The organism is Mesorhizobium sp. M0659, from assembly GCF_040320605.1.
Classification (GTDB): Bacteria; Pseudomonadota; Alphaproteobacteria; order Rhizobiales; family Rhizobiaceae; genus Mesorhizobium.
Genome location: NZ_JAMYPY010000002.1, coordinates 70,761 through 92,805, shown reverse-complemented (window position 1 = coordinate 92,805; position 22,045 = coordinate 70,761). Strand labels below are relative to the sequence as shown.

General features: G+C 61.6%; 16 protein-coding genes and 2 pseudogenes. 9 read left to right on the top strand and 9 right to left on the bottom strand.

What is annotated here, in order from left to right; translation table 11 throughout:
• Positions 1–18 precede the first annotated feature (18 nt).
• Genes NKI31_RS03600 through NKI31_RS03590 form a run of 3 tightly spaced genes read left to right on the top strand, consistent with a single transcriptional unit; the run spans position 19 to position 3,631 of the window.
• Positions 19–1,206, top strand: coding sequence for an amino acid ABC transporter permease (locus NKI31_RS03600; protein WP_352650477.1), 1,188 nt, complete (start codon positions 19–21; stop codon positions 1,204–1,206).
• 18 nt (positions 1,207–1,224) lie between these two features.
• Positions 1,225–2,349, top strand: coding sequence for an amino acid ABC transporter permease (locus NKI31_RS03595; RefSeq protein WP_502899094.1), 1,125 nt, complete (start codon positions 1,225–1,227; stop codon positions 2,347–2,349).
• Positions 2,350–2,398: 49 nt separating this feature from the next.
• On the top strand, positions 2,399–3,631 hold the full coding sequence (locus tag NKI31_RS03590) for a MalY/PatB family protein (protein WP_352650475.1): 1,233 nt from the start codon (positions 2,399–2,401) through the stop codon (positions 3,629–3,631).
• Positions 3,632–3,792: 161 nt separating this feature from the next.
• Here NKI31_RS03590 and NKI31_RS31820 read toward each other — a convergent pair.
• From NKI31_RS31820 to NKI31_RS03575, 4 genes and pseudogenes are all read right to left on the bottom strand, one after another.
• Positions 3,793–5,157, bottom strand: a pseudogene (locus NKI31_RS31820) (autotransporter family protein); the annotation flags it as partial.
• Positions 5,158–5,307: 150 nt separating this feature from the next.
• Positions 5,308–8,133: pseudogene (locus NKI31_RS31815) on the bottom strand (beta strand repeat-containing protein); the annotation flags it as partial.
• Between the two features lie 1,029 nt (positions 8,134–9,162).
• Complete coding sequence (locus tag NKI31_RS03580; RefSeq protein WP_023704064.1) at positions 9,163–9,456, bottom strand: hypothetical protein; 294 nt, start codon at positions 9,454–9,456, stop codon at positions 9,163–9,165.
• A 192-nt stretch (positions 9,457–9,648) separates the two neighbouring features.
• Complete coding sequence (locus NKI31_RS03575; RefSeq protein ID WP_352650471.1) at positions 9,649–11,442, bottom strand: PAS domain S-box protein; 1,794 nt, start codon at positions 11,440–11,442, stop codon at positions 9,649–9,651.
• A 155-nt stretch (positions 11,443–11,597) separates the two neighbouring features.
• Between NKI31_RS03575 and NKI31_RS03570 the strand changes: the two genes are divergently transcribed.
• A complete protein-coding gene (locus NKI31_RS03570; protein ID WP_352650469.1) occupies positions 11,598–11,966 on the top strand; it encodes a response regulator in 369 nt (122 codons plus the stop codon).
• Between the two features lie 161 nt (positions 11,967–12,127).
• On the opposite strand, the gene NKI31_RS03565 is transcribed toward NKI31_RS03570, so the two are convergent.
• The 4 genes from NKI31_RS03565 to NKI31_RS03550 all read right to left on the bottom strand — a co-directional run bounded on the left by NKI31_RS03565 (position 12,128) and on the right by NKI31_RS03550 (position 15,777).
• Positions 12,128–12,883 (bottom strand): Crp/Fnr family transcriptional regulator, encoded by a 756-nt coding sequence (locus tag NKI31_RS03565; protein WP_352650467.1) that lies wholly within the window; start codon positions 12,881–12,883, stop codon positions 12,128–12,130.
• Positions 12,884–13,001: 118 nt separating this feature from the next.
• Positions 13,002–13,457, bottom strand: coding sequence for a hypothetical protein (locus NKI31_RS03560; protein ID WP_352650465.1), 456 nt, complete (start codon positions 13,455–13,457; stop codon positions 13,002–13,004).
• A 31-nt stretch (positions 13,458–13,488) separates the two neighbouring features.
• Positions 13,489–13,647, bottom strand: coding sequence for a hypothetical protein (locus tag NKI31_RS03555; protein WP_023744144.1), 159 nt, complete (start codon positions 13,645–13,647; stop codon positions 13,489–13,491).
• A 129-nt stretch (positions 13,648–13,776) separates the two neighbouring features.
• The gene (locus NKI31_RS03550) at positions 13,777–15,777 is read right to left on the bottom strand and encodes an AI-2E family transporter (protein WP_352650463.1); all 2,001 of its coding nucleotides are present in this window, start codon (positions 15,775–15,777) and stop codon (positions 13,777–13,779) included.
• A 185-nt stretch (positions 15,778–15,962) separates the two neighbouring features.
• On the opposite strand from NKI31_RS03550, the gene NKI31_RS03545 reads away from it, so the two are divergent.
• Both NKI31_RS03545 and NKI31_RS03540 read left to right on the top strand, forming a co-directional pair.
• Entirely contained in the window at positions 15,963–16,196 is a 234-nt protein-coding gene (locus tag NKI31_RS03545; RefSeq protein WP_023686482.1) for a hypothetical protein, read from the top strand.
• Between the two features lie 199 nt (positions 16,197–16,395).
• Positions 16,396–17,475, top strand: a complete 1,080-nt coding sequence (locus NKI31_RS03540) for an aminopeptidase (protein WP_352650460.1) — start codon at positions 16,396–16,398, stop codon at positions 17,473–17,475.
• Between the two features lie 29 nt (positions 17,476–17,504).
• Here NKI31_RS03540 and NKI31_RS03535 read toward each other — a convergent pair whose 3' ends face one another.
• Entirely contained in the window at positions 17,505–18,710 is a 1,206-nt protein-coding gene (locus NKI31_RS03535) for an ROK family transcriptional regulator (RefSeq protein WP_352650458.1), read from the bottom strand.
• Positions 18,711–18,855: 145 nt separating this feature from the next.
• Here NKI31_RS03535 and NKI31_RS03530 point away from each other — a divergent pair, with 145 nt between their 5' ends.
• The 3 genes from NKI31_RS03530 (at position 18,856) to NKI31_RS03520 (ending at position 22,035) form a co-directional block, all read left to right on the top strand.
• The gene (locus NKI31_RS03530; RefSeq protein WP_352650456.1) at positions 18,856–20,121 is read left to right on the top strand and encodes an ABC transporter substrate-binding protein; all 1,266 of its coding nucleotides are present in this window, start codon (positions 18,856–18,858) and stop codon (positions 20,119–20,121) included.
• Positions 20,122–20,201: 80 nt separating this feature from the next.
• A complete protein-coding gene (locus tag NKI31_RS03525; RefSeq protein WP_023831735.1) occupies positions 20,202–21,137 on the top strand; it encodes a carbohydrate ABC transporter permease in 936 nt (311 codons plus the stop codon).
• Positions 21,130–22,035, top strand: a complete 906-nt coding sequence (locus NKI31_RS03520) for a carbohydrate ABC transporter permease (RefSeq protein ID WP_023671100.1) — start codon at positions 21,130–21,132, stop codon at positions 22,033–22,035. The genes NKI31_RS03525 and NKI31_RS03520 overlap by 8 nt, the downstream gene beginning before the upstream one ends.
• Positions 22,036–22,045 lie beyond the last annotated feature (10 nt).

Below are 22,045 nucleotides of genomic sequence, written 5' to 3'. Positions count from 1 at the left end.
ACCCGATAGGAACAGCCCATGTCCCATTTGTCGCTTCCCGCGCCGTCGCGCAGGAGGTTGTCGCTGCACGATACGAAGGTGCGGGGCATCTTCTACCAGCTCTTGCTCGCCGGCTGCCTGCTGGCCTTGGCCCTGGGCATCGGCATGCAGACTGCATCGAATATGCGGGTCCGGGGGATTCCGCTCTCATTCGACTTTTGGAATGAGTCTGCCGGCTTCGACATCAATCAAACCCTGATACCGTACGATGCATTGTCCAGCTACGGTCAGGCGTTCTGGGTGGGAGTGGTCAACACCCTCTACGTCAGTCTCCTCGCAATCCTGTTCGCAACCTTGCTTGGCTTCGTGATCGGCGTTGCCCGCCTGTCGCCGAACTGGATCGTTTCGAAGGTGGCGACCGCCTATGTCGAGCTTGTGCGAAATGTTCCGTTATTGCTGCAGCTGCTGTTCTGGTACAACGCCGTCCTCAAGCCGTTGCCCTCGCCGAAGGCGTCCATCGCCATGCCCGGCGGCATCTACCTCAACAATCGCGGCCTCATCGTTCCGGAGATTCATTTGCATCCGGGAGCGGGTCTGGTGGGCCTGGCATTCGTTGCGGCCATTTCCTGCTGCGTTGCATTCTGGTTTCGCGCCAGGAGCGTCCAGAGACGGACGGGCAAGCAGCTGCCGGTGCTTCTGGTCAGTCTGGCGATCTTGACAGGATTTCCGTTGGTCCTTTTCCTGGCGGCTGGCGAGCCGGTCTCGTTCGTCGCTCCGCAGCTGCGGGGTTTCAATTTTCAAGGCGGGCATCAGCTCTATCCGGAGTTTGCCGCTCTCCTGATCGGTCTGTCGGTCTACACCGGTTCATACATCGCCGAGATCGTGCGAGGTGGAATCCAGGCAGTGCCAAAGGGCCAGACCGAGGCTGCGCATGCGCTGGGGCTGGCGCCGGGCAAGACGCTTCGTCTGGTCGTCGTTCCCCAGGCGCTGCGCATCATCATTCCCCCTTTGACAAGCCAGTATCTCAATCTCATCAAGAACTCGTCGCTTGCCGTGTTCATCGGCTATCCCGACCTCGTTCAGATCTTTGCAGGCACGGTGCTCAACCAGACCGGAGCCGCCGTCCAGGTCATGGCGATTACCCTGTCGGTCTATCTCGTTATCTCCCTTGCCACGTCATTGGCCATGAACGCGTGCAACCAACATTTTGCAATCGTTGAGAGGTGACGGGTGAGCGATCAGTCCATGCGTTCGCCAGTTGTGATCAGCGCACTCATACCAGCCATGGCGCCTCCCGCGGACGTTCGACCGGGTCCAGTGAGCTGGATGAAAAAGAACCTGTTTTCGACGCCGTCTTCAGGCGCGCTGACAATATGCTTTGTCCTCCTAGCCGCGTGGCTGCTGCATCACTTCCTGAGCTTTGCGATCTTCAACGCGGTCTGGAGCGGCGGCCATGAAGCTTGCCGTGCGAACAGCCAGGGGGCTTGCTGGCCTTTCATCGCCGAGAAGTTCGACTACCTGCGATACGGCGCGTATCCGGTTTCCGAGCGGTGGCGCGTGGACCTTGCGCAGGCGATCGGCGCCATCCTCATCGTTTGGCTCCTGTGGACGAAGGCTCCGCGGCGCAAAATGGCGGCGTTGCTGTTCTTCCTCGTCTACCCCGTGGCCGCGTTCGTTCTCGTGCGCGGCGTTGCCTGGCTTCATTTGCCTGTCATCGATACGACGCTCTGGGGCGGTCTCTTGATCACGTTGCTGATGTCGATCGTGGGCATCGTCTTCTCGCTTCCGATCGGGGTTATCCTGGCGCTTGGACGCAGGTCGGAACTCCCTTTCGTCAAGACGGTTTGCGTCACGTTCATCGAAGTCGTCCGCGGCGTGCCGTTTATCACAGTGTTGTTCATGGCGAACTTCATGATGCCGCTCTTCGTCCCGGATTATCTGACGCCTGATCGACTGTTGCGCCCGCTCATCGCGATAGCGTTGTTCTCGTCCGCCTATATGGCCGAGGTCGTGAGGGCCGGCCTTCAGGCGATCCCGAAGGGCCAACACGAAGCGGCCAAGGCGCTCGGGATCGGCTACTTCGACATGATGCGCCTGATCGTCCTCCCTCAGGCGCTGACGATCGTCATACCGAGCATCGTCTCGACCTTCATCGGTCTGTTCAAAGACACGACTCTGGTCGCCATCGTCGGCATCGCGGATTTCCTGAAGGCCGTTGAAACGGCGCGCGTCGATCCGAACTGGGCAGGCCCGACGATCTCATCAACCGGCTACCTCTTTGCGGGGCTGGTCTACTGGAGCTTTTGCTTCGGCATGTCGCGTTACTCGCAATCTATGGAGCGCCAATTGGCGCGTGGCCGCAAATCCTAGGAGGCGATGATGATGCCACAAGCAATGCCCGCGGCCAGGTGACTATCAAATGGCTTGTGCAGACTCGCCCGCATCGGCGCATGGGCAGCGACATATCGCGGGAATAGATTTCGACCAGATCCACGACCGTCAGCAGTTCGGATCCGTCAAATGGGCCAACCAGTGGGACGAGTTCTCTCCCCAGGTCGAGGGCCAGGACCTGCTGTCGCTGTGGACGGCGGATATGGACTTCCGCGCTCCGGAAACCGTCATCGCGCGACTGCGCGAGGCCGCGGAGCATGGCATTTACGGCTACACACGCCGCGATCCGCGCCACTATGAGATCGTGCAATCGTGGTTCGCGCACCGGCACAACTGGTCGCCGAAACTGGAAACCTTGCTTCCCGCGCCGGCGATCATGCCGTCGGTGGCTGCGATACTGCGAACCTTCACCAAGCCCGGTGACGGCGTCATTGTGCAGTCGCCCGTGTACTCGCCCTATTTCGAAGTGGTTCAGGGAAACGGCCGCGTTCTGCTTACGAACCGGCTGAGGCTGCAGAACAACAGATATGAGCTCGATCTCGAGGATTTCGAGAAACTGGCGGCCGGCGGTGCCAAGGCATTCCTGCTGTGCAATCCTCACAACCCTGCCGGAATGGCCTGGACACGCGAAGAATTGGCGGCGCTCAACGACATCTGCGAGCGTCATGGGATCCTGGTCATATCCGACGACATTCACTGCGACATAAGGTTGTCGGATCGCCCCCACATCGTCTTCTCCTCCATCTCGGAAGATGCTGCCGAGAAATCGTTCATCTGCACCGCTCCAACGAAGACTTTCAATCTTGCCGGGGTTCCTTCGGCAACCATTTCGGTAGCCAGCAAAAAGCGCCGCGAGGCGCTTCTTGCCGCAATGCAGGCGTCATTCATGGTGAATGCGAACTTTTTCGGCCGCCTGGCTTTGGAGGTTGCTTACAGCAGCGGCGCGCCGTGGCTCGACCAACTCACGCGCTACATCGCCGGCAACATCGATCTGGTTTGCGAGTTCGCCGGTGAACACCTTCCAGGCATCACGCCCATGCGGCCCGACGCATCGTTTCTGGTGTGGTTGGACGCGTGCGCGCTCGATGGCCGAGTGGGTGGAATTCAGAAGTTCTTTGTCGATTGGGCCAAGGTTAATCTCTACGATGGCCGCGTCTATGGGCCTGGCGGCGAAGGCTTCATCCGCCTGAATGTCGGCTGCCCGCGTCCTCTGTTGCGCCAAGGACTGGAGCGCATGTCCAGCGCGCTGGCATCCCTGTGATCGACCGCCAGGGTGCTTCGGATGCGAGCCTGGTACTTGATGCCGGCAGCCGGTAAGGAAACGTCCGAGGGCGACGAGCCGGGTGGCCCGCAAGTCCGGATTCCATAGCCGTGCCGGACACGACCCTCAAGCCAAAGTCGACATGTCCAGCTTGATCGCCGCTACCATTTCACAGCGAACCCGAGCTTGGCGCCCAGGGCGTGGCTATCGCCAAAATCCTTGAGGCTTGTCCGCGCTGTCCCTTCTCCGAAGACGGCGTAGCGACCGTCCGCCCAGCTCAGCGAGCCACCAAGGCCGACACCGCCCGACAGCGCCTGATTTTCGCTGACCAGTTTCGTGCCAGACACATCGACATCATTTCCGTCGAGGAAGTCGTAGTAAAGGTTGCCGAGCCCATAGATGTGCGTGCGGCTGACTTGCCCCGCATCGTCCACCCACTGGTCTTCATAGTCCGCGGAGAGGCCGAGGCGGCCGACGAGACTGTTGCTGCTGCCGGGCGACACGACGGCGCCAAACGGGTCGGTGAACGCGTCGAAGTCGACCGAGGAATAGGCAAGCTGGGCCTGCGGCGTCAGCGACCAGTTGCCGTTGAGGGCGATCTTCTGTCCGGTCTCGATGCTCAGCCCGTAGCCGAAACCGTTGTTGCCGTCCGCAAGCGTGGTGCCCAGCGTGGCCGACCGGATGTCACTGTCATACCATGTCGCCTCGGCCTGCGCGTCGACGTAGAAGCCACCGCTGCCGAACCAGGTGAGCGTGCTGCCGACGCCGTAGCCGGTGGCAGCGATCGACCCTGCCCCGAAGATCGAGGAGACGTCCGACGACGCGGTTCCGTAGTGGGCCGTAATCCCTCCGATCAGGGTACCGGCGTCGCTTTCGTGCAGCAGGCCATCGATGCCGGCCTGCAGCTTCCAGGTGGTCACGTCATAGTTCGTGCCGGAGGTCGACGTCTCAGGCTTGATCTCGGCATGGGCAGCTTCGATGCGCGCCCATATCGCCTTGCCGTCGACCGAGCCCTGGCCTGGCAGGTCCGCACCTTGCGGCGTAGCACCCTCGCCCCACGACCGATTGCCAATGCGTTGCTGCATGGTGCCCAGTTCATTGAAGGCCTGCAGCACCCCTTCATAGGCCTCGTACAGCGGCACGCCGGGCGAATAGAGTGGCTGCGGATCGGGATCGCCGTTGACCAGGGCCGAACGCAGATACCAATCGCCATCGGCCGGTGTGCTGACGCCGTTCTTGTAGAGCCTGTATCCGTAGGCGCCCGCGACGACCGCTGCATCGCCTTCGAAGGTATAATTGCCGTCGAGCGAGAAGCTGCCGTTCGAGACGCCGCCGACGTCGACGATCTTGATGCCTCCGACCGTTTGGGCGCCCGACCCGCCGAAATTGACGACCTGAAGGGTACCCGTCCCTGACGTGTTGCCGGCGATCACCAGCATGTCTGTCGGCGAACCGTCACCACCGAGCGCAGCGTTGAGAACGACGGCGCCGCTATTGCCGACATAGTCGCCGCTTACGGTAAGTGTGTCGCCTGGGACGCCACCCGCGATGCGCACCGTTCCGGCGTTGCTCAGCCCCGCAATCGTCTGGGACGTGCCGGCAAGATCGAGCGTGGCGCCCGAGGCGACGGAAAACTGCGAGGAGGAACTGAACGCGTTCGCAGCGCCCGCGGCAAGCGTGCCGCCGCTGACCGTAGTGGCGCCGGTAAAGCCTGAGTTGTCCAACGCAAGCAGCAGCGTGCCTTGGCCGTCCTTGATGAACGTACCGGCGCCCGAGAACACGCCGGCATAGCTGGCGGAGGCGACTTGGTCGAATGTGAAGGAGGCGCCGGCGCCGATCGCGACATCGCCACCGAAGCGCTCGGCTGCCGAGACGAGGCCGCCTTGATTGACGGTCCAGTCCAGCAGCGACGTGCCTGACAGCGTCAGCACGCCGGCGCCATCCTTCATCATTGCGCCGGTGCCGGAGATATCGCCGGCGAAGCTGGCGTCCGCCGCCTGGTCGAACACGACAGTGCCGGAATTGCCGATGTCGCCACGAATCGAGGTTGCATCGCCGACCAGCGTGCCAGCGCTGACCAACGTGTTGCCGCCATAGCTGTTCGTTCCCGTAAGCGTCAGCGTGCCGGCGCCGGTCTTGACAAGGCTGCCAGCGCCAGAGATCGCACCGGACAAGGTCAGGTCGGCCACAGTGTCGAAGGTGCCGCCGGCCGACGAAAGCGTGACGTCGCGCGCCGAGCTGAACGCCGCTGTGTTGCGCAGCGTCCCGCCGGAGAGCGTTAGGCCGCCAGCGGCAACGCCGAGATTGTTGTCGGCTGAAACAGATAGCACGCCGCCCAGGACGGTGGTGCCGCCCGTGTAGGTGTTGGCGCCGGACAGCACCAGCGTGCCCGCATCGGTCTTGGTCAGGCTGCTGGTCCCGGTTAGCACGGAGGCGATGGTGGCGGTGTAACCTGCTCCGGCCACCGTGCCGTCGCCGACCCGAATGATGCTCTCGCCGCCAGCGCCATCAAGCGTGATGGCGTCGCCTTCGATGCGGTAGCCATCGGCGGCGAATTGCATGCCCGTAATCGCAAGCGCGCCGGCGCTGCCGTCGGCGATGACGGTGCCGCCGAGCGTCTGGAAGATGGCGAAGCCGGGCTGCGGCTTCATCGCGCCAGTTACCAGGCCGGTGCTCGTCGTCCAGTTCAGGCTTGTCGCCGTCCACGTGCCGTTGCCGCCGTCGACCAGATCATTGTTGGCATTGCCGGCCGCGTCACCATCCCAGAAGAGCAAGTCGGTGCCGACGCTGCTGACGAGATTGACCTGGTTGGCGACGGAGGTCTGCACCGTCAGGTCGGCGGCCGTGACACCGGCCGGCAGATTGCCGAGCTCGAGACCATTGTCGGTGAGTGCGCCGCCATAATTGATTAGCCGGTAGACGCCAGGCCCGAAGCCGCCGACATCGGTGATGTTGAGGCTGCCGTCCAGCGTCAGCGCGCCGGTCACCTCGATCAGGTCGTTGACACCGCCGCCGACAATGCCCGCCTGGCCGAGCTCGTAGTCGAGCATAGAACCGGAGCTCAGGCTGAGCGATCCGACCGTAAGCGTGCCAGGGCTGGACCCCGGCGCCAGCACACCGCCATCGGCGACGATCACCGCGCCGCCGATCGAGCCGGAGCCGCCCAGCGTGCCGCCGCTGTTGACCGTCGTTTCGGTGCTGCCGAGCGAGCCCTCGACGATAAGCTTGCCGCTGTCGACGGTGGTGCGGCCGGAATAGGTACTGTCGCCCTTGAGCACCAGGGTGCCGGCGCCCTCCTTGTAGACGCCGCCCACGCCGCTCAGCTCGCCATTGGCGGTCAGCGTCGTACCCGCCGCCGCGCGGAAGTAGCCATAGGCGGAAGTGAGGTTGACATCGCGGCTCATGGCGAAGCTTGCTGTCGTGCCGAGTTCGCCGCCGTCGAGTGTCAGCAGGCCCGTCGCGGCACCCAGATTCTGGTCCGACGCGACCGAGATGCTTTTGCCGGTCCCGACCTTCGTGCCGCCGCTGTGGGTGTTGGCACCGGTCAGCGTCAGCGTGCCGAAGCCTTCGATGTCGACGCTGCCCGAGCCGGAGATATTTCCGCCGAAGGTGTGGGGGCCGAGGTCGAGAAACGAGACAGCGCCGTTGTCCAGGATGTCGCCACGGATCGCCACGGTGTTGCCGGCAAGCGTTCCTGCATTGACGATGTTGCCACCCGTATAGCTGTTGGACAAATTGGTGACGTTGAGGGTGCCGGCGCCGCTCTTGACCAGTGTGCCGGTGCCGGTCACCTGGCCTGACACGTCCAACTGCGTGCCTGCCACCGTGTCGAACCCGCCGGTCGAATTGATCAGGACATTGCGATTGGTGGCGAAGCTGGTGGTCGTGCGCAACGTGCCGCCGTCGAAGGTCAAGCCGCCCGAGAGGGCGCCCAGATTGTTGTCACTCGAAATTTGCAGGGTCCCGCCGGACAAGGTCCAAGGCGTGACGGCAGTTGTCGTCCCCGTTAGGGTCCAGGTGCTGTTTCCGGTTTTCTCGTAGAACCCAAACCCGTCATATTTGGCGCCAGCGCCGATCTGCGACACACCGAAACTGGCGCTGATATCGCCACCCAGCTTGAATGTATCCGCGGCGCTGAAAGCGACCACATTGCCTGTGATGGTGGAGCCGGCCTGAATCTCCAGCGAATTGACGCCGCCGGTGAACTGGATGGCTTTGCCGGCTGCCGGCGTTCCGCCACCGGTGCCGACGGCACCGCCGCTGATCGTACCCGCATTGATGACCGCGATGTTGGCGCCCTTGATCCCTGCGGCGCCATCGCCGCCTGCCAAGGAGCCCTGACCGCCACTGCCGCCAACGATCGTCGCACCTAGCTTGTTGATGACGGTTCCACCTGAAAGCAGCAGAACAGCGACGCCACCGTCCCCACCGCCGCCGAGAACTGTTCTTCCACCGGCACCCCCGAGCAGATTCCCGCTGTTCTGGATTGTCCCGCCGCCCATCAGGACGATGGCAGCTGCGCCGCCGCCACCACCTGCTTGGACCCCAATTGTGGAGAGACTCGTGCCGCCGGTAACGCTGCCGCCCGCCTCTACAAACACGTTTGCGGACGAGAATATGCCGACGCCGCCACCACCGCTGCCGCTGTTGCCATTGGTCCCACCTCGGCCGCCAGTGCCACCACTCACCGATCCTGTGCCAGTGACTGTAACGTCGGCCGTGGCACTGACGCCCACACCGCCACCGCCACCGCCGCCGCTCCTGACGACGCCATTCGTGCCAGGGGAGCCCAAAGCGCCGGCCCCGCCGCTGATGCTGGTTGCAATGGTCCCGTCTGTCGAGATGACCAGACCCGTAGCACCAGTGGCACCGGCAACGCCATTTGGGTTGTTGGCTGTCCCACTTACCGCTCCCGATCCTCCTGGCGCCCCGTCACCCGTCGTGAGGTCAATGCCGCCACCACCGCCACCAGCGGTCGCGCCATTGGCGGCATTCTGACCCGTGGCACTCGCGAGCGCGCCGTCAACGCCACCTTGTCCAGCGCCTGCGCTGCTACCATTGCCGCCATCGGCCCGAGCCGGCGCGGCGCTCAGCGCAAGGGCAACAGTTAGGATCATCAAGGCGGAAGTGCTGGAGCGAAGCGACACGACTTGCGGCAAGCGCGCGAGATGCAAAACCCAAAACCCATCACGCGCAATCCGCTCCGCCATGCCTAAGCTCCCTGATTCCTGAGTGCGCGAAGGCAGCATGAAAGCTATTCGCCCGCAAGAAGTTTATAGTCATGAGAGCTACCAAGAAGCTAACGGTGATCAGTAAAATGAAGTCTGCGACTTTTGAGCGACAGAAAGTAGTCAATATTAGATATAGCTTATTAAACAGAGACCTTACGGAATCGCGAGAACAATCTCGCTGCATCAATTTATGCGGAAACGTTCGGACCTCCTGGGCTCCAGCCGATCCCATCGGGCGGAGGTGAGTTTCGCCTCTACGGGGGCGATGAGGCGCTAGGCTGCCCCTTGGGCGACCCCTCACTATCCTGCAAGAAGTGATTCTGTAATCGACTCCCACTCTGCGTCTAGCTTGCCAGTTGCCACAGGCTGCCCGGCGCGGCGGTACCAGTAGGCTGCATTAGAAAGGTCGCCTTCTTTGCGGTGCAGATAGGCATGAACCCATACAGAGGCCGGATCAGATTCGTTGGCCTGCACACACTCATGCGCCCGCTCCCAATCGCCCTGTCTATCCCACCATAGAGCGTGGAGCGCCATCCCAAGATTCGCCGGGGGCTCTACTCCCTGAAGGGTCGCACGGAACTCGTCGATGTCCATAGTTACCTCGCCTCTGGCTACGCCGGTCCTGTCCCGTTCCGTGCAACGAAATGCGCCCTCTGCCGGTGATTTGCTCTGTCGACTTTAGCAATGGCTCTGGCGATCTTTAGCGGAAACGGGGTTTTCGCTCGGCAAAGGCCGCATCAAGGGCTTCCAATTGACGAATGCTCGTTGCAGGGCTGCTTCCTGCTTCTAAGCTTCATGGACGGCAGAAGCTGCCACGGAAACCAAAGGCGCTTCCAAGCTCCATGTTATGCCATGCGGACCGTGTTCGAGAATTCCCTGCCCACTAACCGCTGCGGGCGCGACCCGCTTCAGCACCACGGTTCCAAAGCCACCTTGTCCGACAGTCTGAACCTGCGGCCCATCGGTTTCGACCCAGGTGAGGTGAAAGAGCCTCGAAGCACCGGAACCGGTGATGCCCCATGTGACCGAGATCCGGCCCTTGTCCCCTGAGAGAACCCCGTATTTGGCCGAGTTGGTCGCCAGTTCGTGGAAGGCAATCCCGAGATACTGAACTGCGTTGGGACTGAGCACCAATGATGGGCCCGACATTTCGATCAAATCCCCCCGCGGGAAAGGCTCGACCTGGGCCGCCAAAAGGTCGCTGATCGTGGCACCCTTCCAATCCGCCGATACAAGCAGGTCGTGAGATCGCGACAACGCCATGATGCGCTCGCGCACCTGGGTTTCAAATTGTTTTGGCGTCTCCGATCGCTTGTTGGTCTCCCGGATCATCGACAGGATGACCGAATACTGGTTTTTCACCCGGTGGTTGACCTCGCGCATCAGCATGCGGATGCGATATTCATTCTCCTTCGCCGACGTGATGTCTCGCGCTATCTTCGATGCGCCGGTGATCTGCCCAGTTGCGTTACGCACGGGCGATATCGTCAGCGAAACCGGAACCAGGCTGCCATCCTTGCGCTGGCGGGTCGTTTCGAATGGTTCGACGCGTTCGCCACGGCGAATGCGTTGGAGGATGCGGGGTTCCTCGTCCTGATGGTCTTCGGGGATCAGCATGGTCACCGACCGGCCAATCGCTTCCTCGGCGGTATAGCCGAAAAGCCGTTCGGCGCCCTGGTTCCAGCTTTTTATGATGGTATTGAGATCCTTGCTGACGATAGCGTCAAATGAGGATTCCACGATCGCTGACAGGTGCTGCCTGGTTTCTTCCGCGCGTTGGCGGTCCGTCAGGTCCAGCAGCATGTTGACGGCGCCAATCAGAGCGCCGTGCTCGTCCCGCAGCGGTGTCGGGTAGGGCAGGAACGGAAAAAACGATCCATCGGGACGCTGCGCAACAGCTTGCTGATTGCGGACCGGCCTGTTCTCCTTGAGCGCGATGGCCATCGGGCATTCATCGTGCGGCAATTCCTTGCCGTCGGCAGTGAACAGCTTGAACGTCACGCACCATTTATCCTTGCCGACCTCAGGCTCCCTGCCTGCCAGATCGGCCGCGGCGCGGTTGTAGTAGGTGATCGTCCCATCCTGATCGGTCGTGTAGATGGCGACGGGTAGGCCATCGAGTATCTGGTGATAGGTACTGTCTTGCTGCCTGAGCTCCGAGCGGGTGTGCACCAAGTCGGTTACATCCACCGTGAAGCACCGGGTGTTGATCAGCTTGCCGTCCCGGAAATGTCCGCTTGAGGTGACTTCGACGTGCTTGATCGATCCATCGCTGGCCCTCAATCGCGCCGGATATCTTACGATCTTCTCGCCATTGGCAAGGCGACCCAAAATGTCCTCTATGACGTCCCGGTCGGGATAGAACTCGGCGATGTGACAACCGAGGTAGTCCTCTGCAGGATAGCCGAGAAGGTCGAGCTCAGCCTGGTTGGCATGCACGATCACGCCGTCTGCGTTCACCAGATGCAGGGCAACGGCGCCGTTTTCGAAGAAATCCTTGTAATCGAAATCCAGACTGTCATTGCTGGACACTCCCGGGTTTTCGAAGGCGACAACAGTCGCCTGTGTTGCTTCATGCATCCCAAACACCTTGTCCAGTCCAACCAAATATAATTCGGCTTGGATCAGTTGGTTCCCATTGCTCGCGATCTCGACCCGCGGCATACGGGAACTGGACCCTAAAAGGGACCTAGCCTCGACTCGTCTTCCATCTACAAACGTGCGATCATCCGCGCATGGGCAAACCCTTGGTCCTTGTCGTCGACGACGAAGCCTTGATAGCACTGGATATGGAGTCCGCTCTTTCGGAGGCGGGCTTTGCCGTAGCATTAGCGGCGACATGTTCCCAGGCGAAACGTTTTCTTGCTGACCATACCCCCGCCGCAGCGATCCTGGACGTCAGGCTGTCGGACGGCGAGGCTGTTGACGCGGCAAAAACCTTGGCAGGGCGGGCGGTTCCTTTCGTCGTCTATTCCGGCCTGGGGGTCGAGGAAACCCACGAAGCGTTCTCGCCCGGCGTAAGAGTGATGAAACCCGCCGGACCTGCAGAGGTGATCCGGGCTCTCATAGCCATGGCCGCCGGCCAGCAGAAGATGACGGGATAGCCGTGCTCTGAGCACCTTTGGTCTAATTGGGGCGTAATGGCGCGGCCTGTCACCAAGGGTTTCGGCGGCCGCGATACACTCCGCTTCCCTTCAATGGGGGCTGCCCCATCACCGCAAATCGATCCGGAGTTGGTCGTCGAAAAGGGGCGGGGCGCCTTTGGTCAATGCAGTTGGCCGATCAGCCGAGCGTATTCGGCTTCAGCCCTGCCATAGGACCCATCGGCAAGCGCAATGAGACGGGCGCGATCAAGGATGACGACCTCTCCTCGCATCGATCGTATCAGACCTTGGCCCTCCAAGGTTTGCAGCGCTATGGTGACGCCGGGCCGCCTGACACCGAGCATGACTGATAAGAACTCGTGCGTAATCGCAAAGCGGTTCCCGTCGACGCGATCATCACACATCACCAGCCATCTTGAGAGCCTGTCGACGATGTTCATCCGGGCATTGCCGAGAGCGGTGAAGCTTGCCTGGAGGTGAAAGTAGTGAACGTAGCGGAGCAGAAAAGTTCGCAGGGTTGGGCTTGTCAAAAGCGCCTTGCTGAAGAGGCCCGCGTCTATACCAAAGGCTCGGGCTTCTAATTGCACGTAACAATCGTGCGTTGATCGGTCATCGCCCATGACGAGCGCTGAGCCGGTCATGCCCTCACAACCAATGATTCCGATCTCAGCTTCGATACCAGGCCGCAGCTCGCCCACCACTGACCCGAGACCGCTCTCGAAGAAGTATACGGTGCTGATCGGTGACCCCGCCACTTCGAGATGCGTCTTCAGCCCAAGGGAGACGCTTTCGAAATGAGGTTGCAGCAATGCCAAATCTGCCGAGCACATTCGAAGCAGTAGCGAATTGCGATAGATGGAATTTTGGCCGGTGTCGCGTTGCGCGGCAGTGTGAGTTTGTGACCTGGAGTCTGTCATAGCTCCCCTCTCCCTATCGGGGCGGAAGCATGTTGATCGCTCACAGCCGACGGACGCCCTTGGAGTTGCCGTCGATGGCACACTCTATGCCTGCGGACCGCGGATGTCCCATTTTTAATTAATTGCGTTGATCGGCCTGAGCCAAGCGTTGGCGCACCCGCGCTAAGACGGCATTCAGATGCTCCAGGAATTCGTCATCACCTTTCGTTGACAAATTGCGTTGTCGAACGCGAGTTACAATGCGCTCCTGGAGTGAAACCGCTGTCTCATAGTGGTCCACGATCAACTGATATGAAGCGTTCACTGGGGCGGATTCAAAGAGCTGAGCCATTGTGGCAATGTAGTTCCACAACGAAGAGAGTCCATCTCGGCCGCCGCTTGGGTAACAATCGTACAATATACCCAAGACTGACCGCGCTCTTTGGTTATCCTCCCAGGAATCCGGTAGCTTTGCGCGGCGCAGCCTCTCTTCGCCCTTCGACCTCTTGACCCGGCCGACCAGTCCCGGCTTCAGCCATTCGGCCTTGCTCGCGCTGCGCACCAATAATGCGCCTGACAGGGACGGCGCCAGCATGGGCCAGATCGACCAGACAGATTGAGCAGTCCTATGCCTCTCCGAAATCAGTTTCGTTTCTTGACGTCGGGTGCCGCTCGTAGTCAACGGGCGGCGGCAGGAGCATGATTTCGGTCTCCTTGCGGCCGAACTCTCGGCCGATCTGGAACGCCGCGTAGATCGCGCCGAGGCGGATAAGGAATCTAAGCATGGGGGTTCTCCTTCGATGCTAGGAACCGCAAGGCCGCGAGATTGTTCCATGGTTTGCGAGTGGGGACGATCTTGCCGTCGCACCAGACATTCCAGCGCCGGCGCGGCAATCTGAGACATGGCGGTGCGGCTAGGCTGTTGCGGCCGTTGCCTGGGCCGGGATCCGTTTTCGAGGGGCCGGACGGCGTCGATCGCGGCGTTTCGAAACGACTTTGAGGGGAACGGCCGGCGCTGGAGAAAGTGCGCCAAGCACAGCGTTGACCATGCCGTGGGCTACGAAATCGGCGCTGATGCCGGCGGCCAAAGCTTGCCCTTCTTGCCCGACATCGCCCTGCTCCGCGTCTGACCAGAACACAATCCCAATTCTCAAACCTGCCTTGGCGCGCTTCAGTCTCCGGACCAGAAAGCGGGCATGCTTGAGCGAATCCCGGTTCAGGAAACCGACCACGACGGTGTCGATCGCCTCTAGTTCGAGACGACGAATACCTGCCGGCTCAATATCGACAAAACTGGCCTTCGCCACCGTAGCACCTTGCACCTCCAGCACCTGAGCGAGCATGGCGGCAGCGGCATCGTCGAGTTCGCCGCGACCGCCGGCACAAAGCACCGACATGTCCTTGCCGTCGGGCAGTTCGATCTCTTCCTCTTCGATGCCATCTGTTTCCTTGCTCGCGGTCCCTTCGGCGGTGGTTGTCGGCGCATCTTCCTCGCTTGCCTCTTCCTGTGCATCGTCGGCAAGATTTGCCACAAGAATTTGGGCGCTCGCCGCCACCTGCCTTCGCTCTTGATCGCCCATCACGCCACGCATGCGGTCCTGCTCGCCCAACAGGAGAGCAGGAATGGCGACCGTGCCGTAGAAATCGATCAGGTACTTCTCCTCGAGGATCTCCTCGGCATGGTCAGTTGCCTCGTCCGGATCACCGGCCAGGAGCCGTTGATAGAGCCGGGCGTGAGCTTCAAGGACGGGCTCGTTGCCAAACAGGACGTCGAGAAATTCGAACTGCGGAACATGTCGCCCGAGGACGACGAGGCAAACTGTCAGCGGCGTCGAAAGGACCAGGCCGAGCGGCCCCCACAACCATGTCCAGAAAATTGCCGCAACGATGATTGCCAAAGGAGAAAGTCCCGTGCGCGAGCCATAGAGCCACGGTTCGATGACGTTGCCGGTTACCAATTCCATGACGACAAACAGTGCGGCGGTCCACAGCACCAGCGACCAGCCGGGCGCAACCGCCAAGGCCAGAAACAAGGGCAGCAGCATGCCGATAACAGGGCCGATATAGGGAACGAAGCGCAGCGCCAGTGCCAGCAATCCCCACAGCAGCGCGTTGGGAATGCCGAGCACCCAAAGGCCAATCGCGATTGGTATCGCGTAGACGATGTTGACCACCAATTGCATGATCAGATAGCGGCCAACCCGTTTGCCGGCATCCTGCAATGCCTGCGTTGTGCGATGGAGGTCGCCATAGCCGACGAGGCGGATAAACCGGTCACGCAGATCCTCGCGCTCAAGCAACATGAAGATGACGACGATGATGATCAGGCCAGCTGAAGCCAGCGGGCTGATCAACGGTCCGATGATGTTCTGCAATACCTCCAGAGGTCTCTCGCGGGCGACGATCTCGACCGGTACGGGCTCACGCCGGGGCTTGTCGGCCGCAGGCGGCGCCACATCCTGCTTGTCGATCTCCTGACCGACACGCTCGATCACCCCGCTCAGCCTGGCAATTATGCCGCCACCAACCCCCGTCTCCTTGAGGGAACGCACCTTGGTCAGAATGTTTGTCTGGTAGACGGAAATGTTCTGAGCAAGCTCGCTTACCTGGGTCGCAACAATGAAGCTGAACAGGCCCAGGGCCGCGAATGCGCCAATCACGCTCAGAAGCACTGCGGGCAGCCGAGGCAAGCCGACACGCTTCAGTGCGGAGACCATCGGCACCAGCGCAAAGGTCAAAAGCAGCGCGATGGCAATGGGAAGGAACACCTCACGACCGAAATACAGCGCAGCTACCGTCGTGACGATGGTTGCGACGGTAGGCAGAGCTGTTCGCGGATGGGCATTGCCTGCCGCAAGAATCCGTCCTAGCCCTCGCTCGGACGATGAGATGTCGTTTCGACGATTGGCAGCCACCTGATTCCCCCCGTTTCCTAGCGATAGTTAGACCCATTCGCCTGCCGGGCAATGTTTAGCAGGGCCGAATACATACGTTTTGCGGTTTTGCGCCCTGGGCGCTGTGCTCTGACGGTTCGGTCGATATCGTCGGAGCCGCAAATCTGTGGTAAAGCCGCCGCCCAACCAACCAAAGGACGACATCTGTGAGCGAACCGACTGTGGCCGAAGCGACCGAAAGTATCTATGCCTCGCTGCGGGCGGACAATGCCGACATCGACGCCCATATCGCGACGCTCAAGGCTGCGCTGACGCGAGAGGGCGCAAAACAGGCGGTGTTCGATCCGGCCAAATTGGCGCAGAACAACCGCTCGGGCCGTAAGTTGATGCAGGCTTATTTTCGCCAGCGCGGCGTGAGCGTGAAGTTTTCGGACCAGTAGCGCGCGGCAGCTTGGGGGAACGGCGTCCCAACGGACGGTCCGTATCTCGCCCGCTCCGCCCTGCGGTGGACTTTCGTCAATCCTAGGCGAATGCCCGCATTGCCCTGCCCAGGTCGGTGTCGCCCCCTGCCCCTGCAGCTCTTGACGGAAACCGGTGCCTCCTGTTTGAGGTGGACCAGGACGTTTGCTGCATGGGGAGATGGGCAAGGGTGGGCAAACAGTGAAGCGCGTTCTTCGGATGCTTGCCGCGGCGATCATGGCGTCCGGGGCGACCGGCTGCACGAGCATTTCCTACTACGCGCAGTCGTTGCAGGGTCACGCGCAGATCATGGCCGCGCGCAGGAATGTCGGGAAACTCATCCTTGACCCTTCGACGCCCGAGGCATTGCGCGCGAAATTGGCGTCGGCCAGCGCGATAAGACGGTTTGCGACGGATGAACTGGCATTGCCCGAGAACAGCAGCTACCGCAGCTATGTCGACATCCATCGCGATGCCGTGACCTGGGCCGTTTTTGCCGCGCCGCAATTCTCGCTCGCGCCACGGACATGGTGCTTTCCGGTCTTCGGCTGCGTTCCATACCGGGGTTATTTCTCCCGGAAATCCGCGGCTGAAAGCGCTGTCGAGCTTCAAAGACAAGGCCTCGACGTCTATGTCTCGGGCGTCACCGCCTATTCCACGCTTGGCTGGTCGAGTGACCCGCTGCTGAGCACCATGCTGCGTCAGGACGACACCTATCTCGCAAGCCTTGTTTTTCATGAACTGGCGCATCAGCGGCTTTATGTGGATGGCGATTCCGCATTCAACGAGGCATTCGCCGTTGCCGTCGAAACCAGCGGCGTCAGGAAATGGCTGCGCGCGGCCGGCGACCGGGCCGGATTGCGCCGCTACGAAGCCGATCGCAAACGCAGCGCCGATTTTCTCGGGCTGGTGGCGAAGACGCGCGACGAGCTAAGGCAGGTCTATGGTAGTCCCCGTACCCCGGAGCAGATGGCGACTGCAAAGAAAGCCGCGATCGAGAGGATGCGGGCGCGCTACCGGCAGATGCGCGACAAGCACTGGGCGGGATACCGGGGATACGACGCCTGGTTCGCTGCCCCGATCAACAACGCAAAGCTCGCCGCAACTTCTGTCTACGGTGAACAGGTTCCGGCCTTTCTTCGCTTGTTCGACCTGTGTTCGGGCGACTATCCAAGGTTTTACGCTTCTGTCCGGCGGATCGCGGATTTGCCCAAATCGTCCCGCGCCGAAGCGCTCAAGGCTGCGGACACATGCAATTGACTTGAACAAGCACAGGCAGGTCCTGACGATCACCCCAGCGACAGTTCCTTCGTCTGGTGTCTCAAAACGAGGCCGACCGCGCCCAGCAAAGCATCGTTCTCGGTGTGCTTGCCAACGATGATGCGCGTGCGCAGGGCGGGAGCGACATCGCGGGACTTGATCAGCGTATGGCGTTCATAGGACGCGATCAGCGGCGTCAACAGAATGTCCCCTGCCAAAGCCATGTGGCCGCCGATGATGATGAGCGGCGGATTGAGCACCGAGCCGATCAGGCCGAGACCCCGGCCGGCGATCTCGGCGGTATCCTCGATCATCCGCAACGCCCTGACGTCGCCCTGCTCGGCCATGGCGATGACATCGTCCATGGTGACTTGCCGCCCAACGACACGCGAAATCTGTTCCAGCGGCCGGGTAAAACTCGCGTAGAGCTCCAGGCATCCGCGATTGCCGCAGCGGCAAAGGTCGCCGCCGGGATCGATGCTGATGTGGCCGAATTCGCCGGCGCCGCCGGCGATGCCCGTCACCAGCCGGCCATGCTGGACAATGGCGCCGCCGACACCCAGATCGATCTTGAACAGCACGAAATCGTCCTGGCCGACGGCCGCACCCCACATCAGCTCGGCAATGGCCGCGCAGTTGCTCTCGTTGTCGGCGAAGATCGGCTGTTCCAGGACGGGTCCGAACACATCTCGTATGTTGACGCCGGCCCATGTTGGAACCATGCTTGCGCGCAGCACCACTCCATCGCGGCTGACAGGGCCGGAGACGGAGACACCAACCCCCAGGAGCCCCGCCATCGGCAGACCATTTTCCCTGTAGGATTGGGCAATCGCCGATTTGACCGCCTGGGCCGCCTGTTGCGGCTGGTAGTCCAGCCCCATTGGAATATTTTGTTCGGCAATGACGGAATGCGAGACATCGGCGACGATGAGCCGTATCTGCTGAAGAGCCAGGTGAATGCCGACGCAGGTGCCCGCTGTCGGATTGAGCGTCACCGCCGCGGCTGGCCTGCCGATGCCTCTGATGCCGTCGCGGCTGGTCGGGGCTTCGATCACCATTCCAGACCTTTTCAAGCCGTTAAGCGCGGTTGACACCGTCGAGCGCGCCAGACCGGTGGCGCGTGCGATCTGCAACGCGGAGAGTGCGCCGCGCTCGCTCAGGCAGCGCACGATCATGCTCTCCGGCGACGCGGAGGGTCTGTCGATCAGCCAGGTTCTAAGCGAAGGTTTTGTCATGACTCAACATAAACATCGTTGACTGATAGCTCCAATATGTCATCTTGGAAAGAACTCGAGATTGACGCATCTCGCCGGCGGCGGCTTCAAACCGCGGCCATAAGCGGTCGAGACGAACCGTGCAACACGATATGGGAGTGAAACGATGAAGTCCGTCATGACCGCGCTTGCGGCCGCTGCTGCGTGCACATTTTTCGCCGGGGCAGCCTTCGCCGAACCCAAGACGAACCTTTTGCACCAGTGGGCGACCGGATCGGACGCCCAGGCGATCGCCAAGCTCGGCGAGATGTTCACCGCCAAGGGCGGCAAATGGGAACAGACCTCGATCGCCGGCCACACCGCCAATACGCTGGCCAAGCTGCGCGCCGACGTGATCGCCGGCAATGCCCCGCCTGCCGTGCAGCTCAAGGGCCCTGAGATCGCCGAATGGAACGAGACCGGCATGACCGCCGATCTCGACGAGTTGGCGGCCTCGGAAGGGTGGGAGAAAGTGGTGGCGCCGGAATTGCTTCCGGTGATGAAGCCGACCGGCAAATGGGTCGCCGCGCCCATGAACATCCACCGCATCAACTGGCTCTGGGCCTCGCCCAAGGTCATGCAGGCGGCCGGCGTAGCGGAAATGCCGAAGACCTGGGCCGAGTTCAATGCGGCCTGCGACAAGATCGTCGCCACAGGCAAGATCTGCATCTCGCATTCGACCGCCGACTGGACGGATTCGACGGTGTTCGAGGTCGTGCTCTACGGCCAGGACATCGATGTCTACCGTAAGGCCTTTGTGGAAGGCGATGTCGAGTCCATGCGCAGCCCGGGAATGGTCAAGGCCTTCACGCAGATGCGCCTGATGACGAGCAAATACATGGATCCGGGCATGGTCGGCCGCGACTGGGATTCGATGTCGGCGCTGGTCGGCAAGGGCGACGCGGCGTTCCACATCATGGGCGACTGGACGATCGGCCTTTTGACCGCCGCCGGCTTCAAGGAAGGCACCGACTATGTCTGCGCCCAGGCGCCGACCGATTGGGGCAAACCCGGCTTCATCCTCAACTCGGACTCGGTCGTGTTCTTCAAGCAGAAGGACCAGGATTACATCGACGGCCAGAAGCTGCTGGCCAGCCTGATCCTGTCGCCCGACTTCCAGACGGTCTTCAACCAGGCCAAGGGCTCGATCCCCGCACGCCTGGATATCGATCTGTCGAAGGGCTTCAATCCGTGCCAGCAGCTCTCGCAGAAGGATCTGCAGGCTTCGATCAAGGACGGCACGCTGGTCCGCTCGATGGCGCACAACATGACCATCCCGCAGAAGATGCGCGGCGCGATCATGGACTCCATTACCGAGTTCGTGGCGACACCGGACATGTCGCCCGAGGATGGCGCCAATGCGATGGCCGACGCGGCGGAAGCACAGAAATAGACGGGAATGGCCGGGCGCGATGCCTATCCGCCCGGCCGTCCTCCCTTTCAGTCCCGTGCTCTGCCAATGCTGTACTCTGAATGTCAAATCAAGACCTGATCCTGTCGGTACCGACGCCCGCCCGCCCCTGGCGCGAGCGGCTGGGCTCCGCGATGCCCTTGCTCGTGCTCGGCCCCTCACTCGTGGCGAGCTTCGTCTACGTCTTCGTGTTCACCGGCTGGACGCTCTATATCTCGCTGTCCAACTCCTCGCTGCTGCCGACCTACGGCTTCGTCGGCCTGGACAACTACGCGTCGCTGTGGGCGAACCGGCGCTGGAACATCGCCTACAACAACCTGTTTTTCTTCAGCGCTTTCTACATCGTCGGCTCGATGGCGGTGGGACTGCTGCTGGCGATCCTGATCGACCAGCGCGTGCGCGGCGAAGCGGCATGGCGCACGATCTTCCTCTATCCGCTGGCCGTCTCCTTCATCGTCACCGGCACGGTCTGGAGCTGGCTCTACAATCCGACCGACGGCATCCAGGCCATGGTGCGCGGTTTCGGCTGGACGAGCTTCAGTTTCGCACTGGCCAGCGACCGGCACTATGCGATCTACGCGGTGATCATCACCGGCGTCTGGCAGGCCTCGGGCTTTGCCATGGCGCTGTTCCTGGCCGGCCTGCGCTCGGTGGATCAGGACCTCGTCAAGGCCGCGCAGATCGACGGCGCATCGACATTCCGCATCTATCGCAAGGTGCTTCTGCCAACCATTGCGCCGATCTTCCTGGCGGTCGCCGTCATCCAGATCCAGTTCGCCATCAAGACCTTCGACCTCGTGGCGGCCCTGACCAAAGGCGGCCCGGGGATCTCGACCACCTTCCCCGCCATCTACGTCTATGACCTGATGTTCCAACGCGGCCAGATCGGCGAAGGTGCGGCCGCCGCCATCATGATGCTTGCCGCTGTTGCCGTGGTGCTGGTGCCCTATTCATTCTGGGTGGTCTGGCGCCGGCGCAAGGAAGCCGGCCATGGCTGACGTCTCCCTGGACCAGTCGCTCGACCGTCGCGCTGCCGCAGTCGCGTCGCGCCGGCATTTTCTCACCCGCTTCGCCATCTATGGGCTGCTGGTCGTCTTCGCGGCGATCTACCTGGTCCCGTTGCTGGTGGTGGTGCTGAATTCATTCCGCGACCAGCAGGAGATCGCGCGCAACGGGTTGATCTCGCTGCCGCGCAGCTTCCGCCTCGATGCCTGGGGCCAGGCCTGGAGCACCTATTGCATCGGCGGCACCTGCGAGGGCATGCAGCGCAACTTCTACAACTCCCTGAAGATGACGATCCCGGCCACGATCATCTCGACGGCGGTCGGCGCGATGAACGGTTACATCCTGTCGAAATGGCGCTTCAGAGGTTCGGAAGCTTTGTTCACCTGCATGCTGCTCGGCGTCTTCATTCCGGGCCAGATTTCGTTGATGCCGTGGGCGTTCATCCTCGGCAATCTCGGCCTCAGCAATTCGGTCTACGGGCTCGTCCTCATCCACGTCATCCAGGGCATTTCGTTCACCACTTTGTTTTGCCGCAACTACTACGTCAGCATCCCCGACGACCTGATCAAGGCGGCGCGCATCGACGGCGCCGGCTTCTGGCGCATCTTCCGCAAGATCATTCTGCCGCTCTCCTCACCGATCCTGATCGTCACGGTGATCTGGCAGTTCACCGGCATCTGGAACGAATATCTGTTCGGCGTCGTCTTCACCTCCGGGCAGCAACAGCCGATCACGGCAGCGCTCGTCGCGCTGACGGCAAGCGGCACCAATGTGCGCGCCTACGATGTCATGAGCGCCGCCGTGCTGATCGGCGCGCTGCCGCCGCTGCTGATCTATCTCTTCGGCGGCAAGTATTTTGTGCGCGGCCTGACGCAAGGTGCCATCAAATGAGGCGCGATCA

Excerpts from the sequence above, each read along its gene's own strand:
- NKI31_RS03600 (WP_352650477.1), top strand. The coding sequence starts at position 19 with ATGTCCCATTTGTCGCTTCCCGCGCCGTCGCGCAGGAGGTTGTCGCTG.
- NKI31_RS03565 (WP_352650467.1), bottom strand. The coding sequence starts at position 12,883 with ATGACAGACTCCAGGTCACAAACTCACACTGCCGCGCAACGCGACACC.
- NKI31_RS03525 (WP_023831735.1), top strand. The coding sequence starts at position 20,202 with ATGTCAAATCAAGACCTGATCCTGTCGGTACCGACGCCCGCCCGCCCC.
- NKI31_RS03575 (WP_352650471.1), bottom strand. The coding sequence starts at position 11,442 with ATGCATGAAGCAACACAGGCGACTGTTGTCGCCTTCGAAAACCCGGGA.
- NKI31_RS03595 (WP_502899094.1), top strand. The coding sequence starts at position 1,225 with ATGCGTTCGCCAGTTGTGATCAGCGCACTCATACCAGCCATGGCGCCT.
- NKI31_RS03540 (WP_352650460.1), top strand. The coding sequence starts at position 16,396 with ATGGGCAAGGGTGGGCAAACAGTGAAGCGCGTTCTTCGGATGCTTGCC.
- NKI31_RS03570 (WP_352650469.1), top strand. The coding sequence starts at position 11,598 with ATGGGCAAACCCTTGGTCCTTGTCGTCGACGACGAAGCCTTGATAGCA.
- NKI31_RS03535 (WP_352650458.1), bottom strand. The coding sequence starts at position 18,710 with ATGACAAAACCTTCGCTTAGAACCTGGCTGATCGACAGACCCTCCGCG.
- NKI31_RS03590 (WP_352650475.1), top strand. The coding sequence starts at position 2,399 with ATGGCTTGTGCAGACTCGCCCGCATCGGCGCATGGGCAGCGACATATC.
- NKI31_RS03560 (WP_352650465.1), bottom strand. The coding sequence starts at position 13,457 with ATGCTGGCGCCGTCCCTGTCAGGCGCATTATTGGTGCGCAGCGCGAGC.
- NKI31_RS03580 (WP_023704064.1), bottom strand. The coding sequence starts at position 9,456 with ATGGACATCGACGAGTTCCGTGCGACCCTTCAGGGAGTAGAGCCCCCG.
- NKI31_RS03530 (WP_352650456.1), top strand. The coding sequence starts at position 18,856 with ATGAAGTCCGTCATGACCGCGCTTGCGGCCGCTGCTGCGTGCACATTT.
- NKI31_RS03555 (WP_023744144.1), bottom strand. The coding sequence starts at position 13,647 with ATGCTTAGATTCCTTATCCGCCTCGGCGCGATCTACGCGGCGTTCCAG.
- NKI31_RS03520 (WP_023671100.1), top strand. The coding sequence starts at position 21,130 with ATGGCTGACGTCTCCCTGGACCAGTCGCTCGACCGTCGCGCTGCCGCA.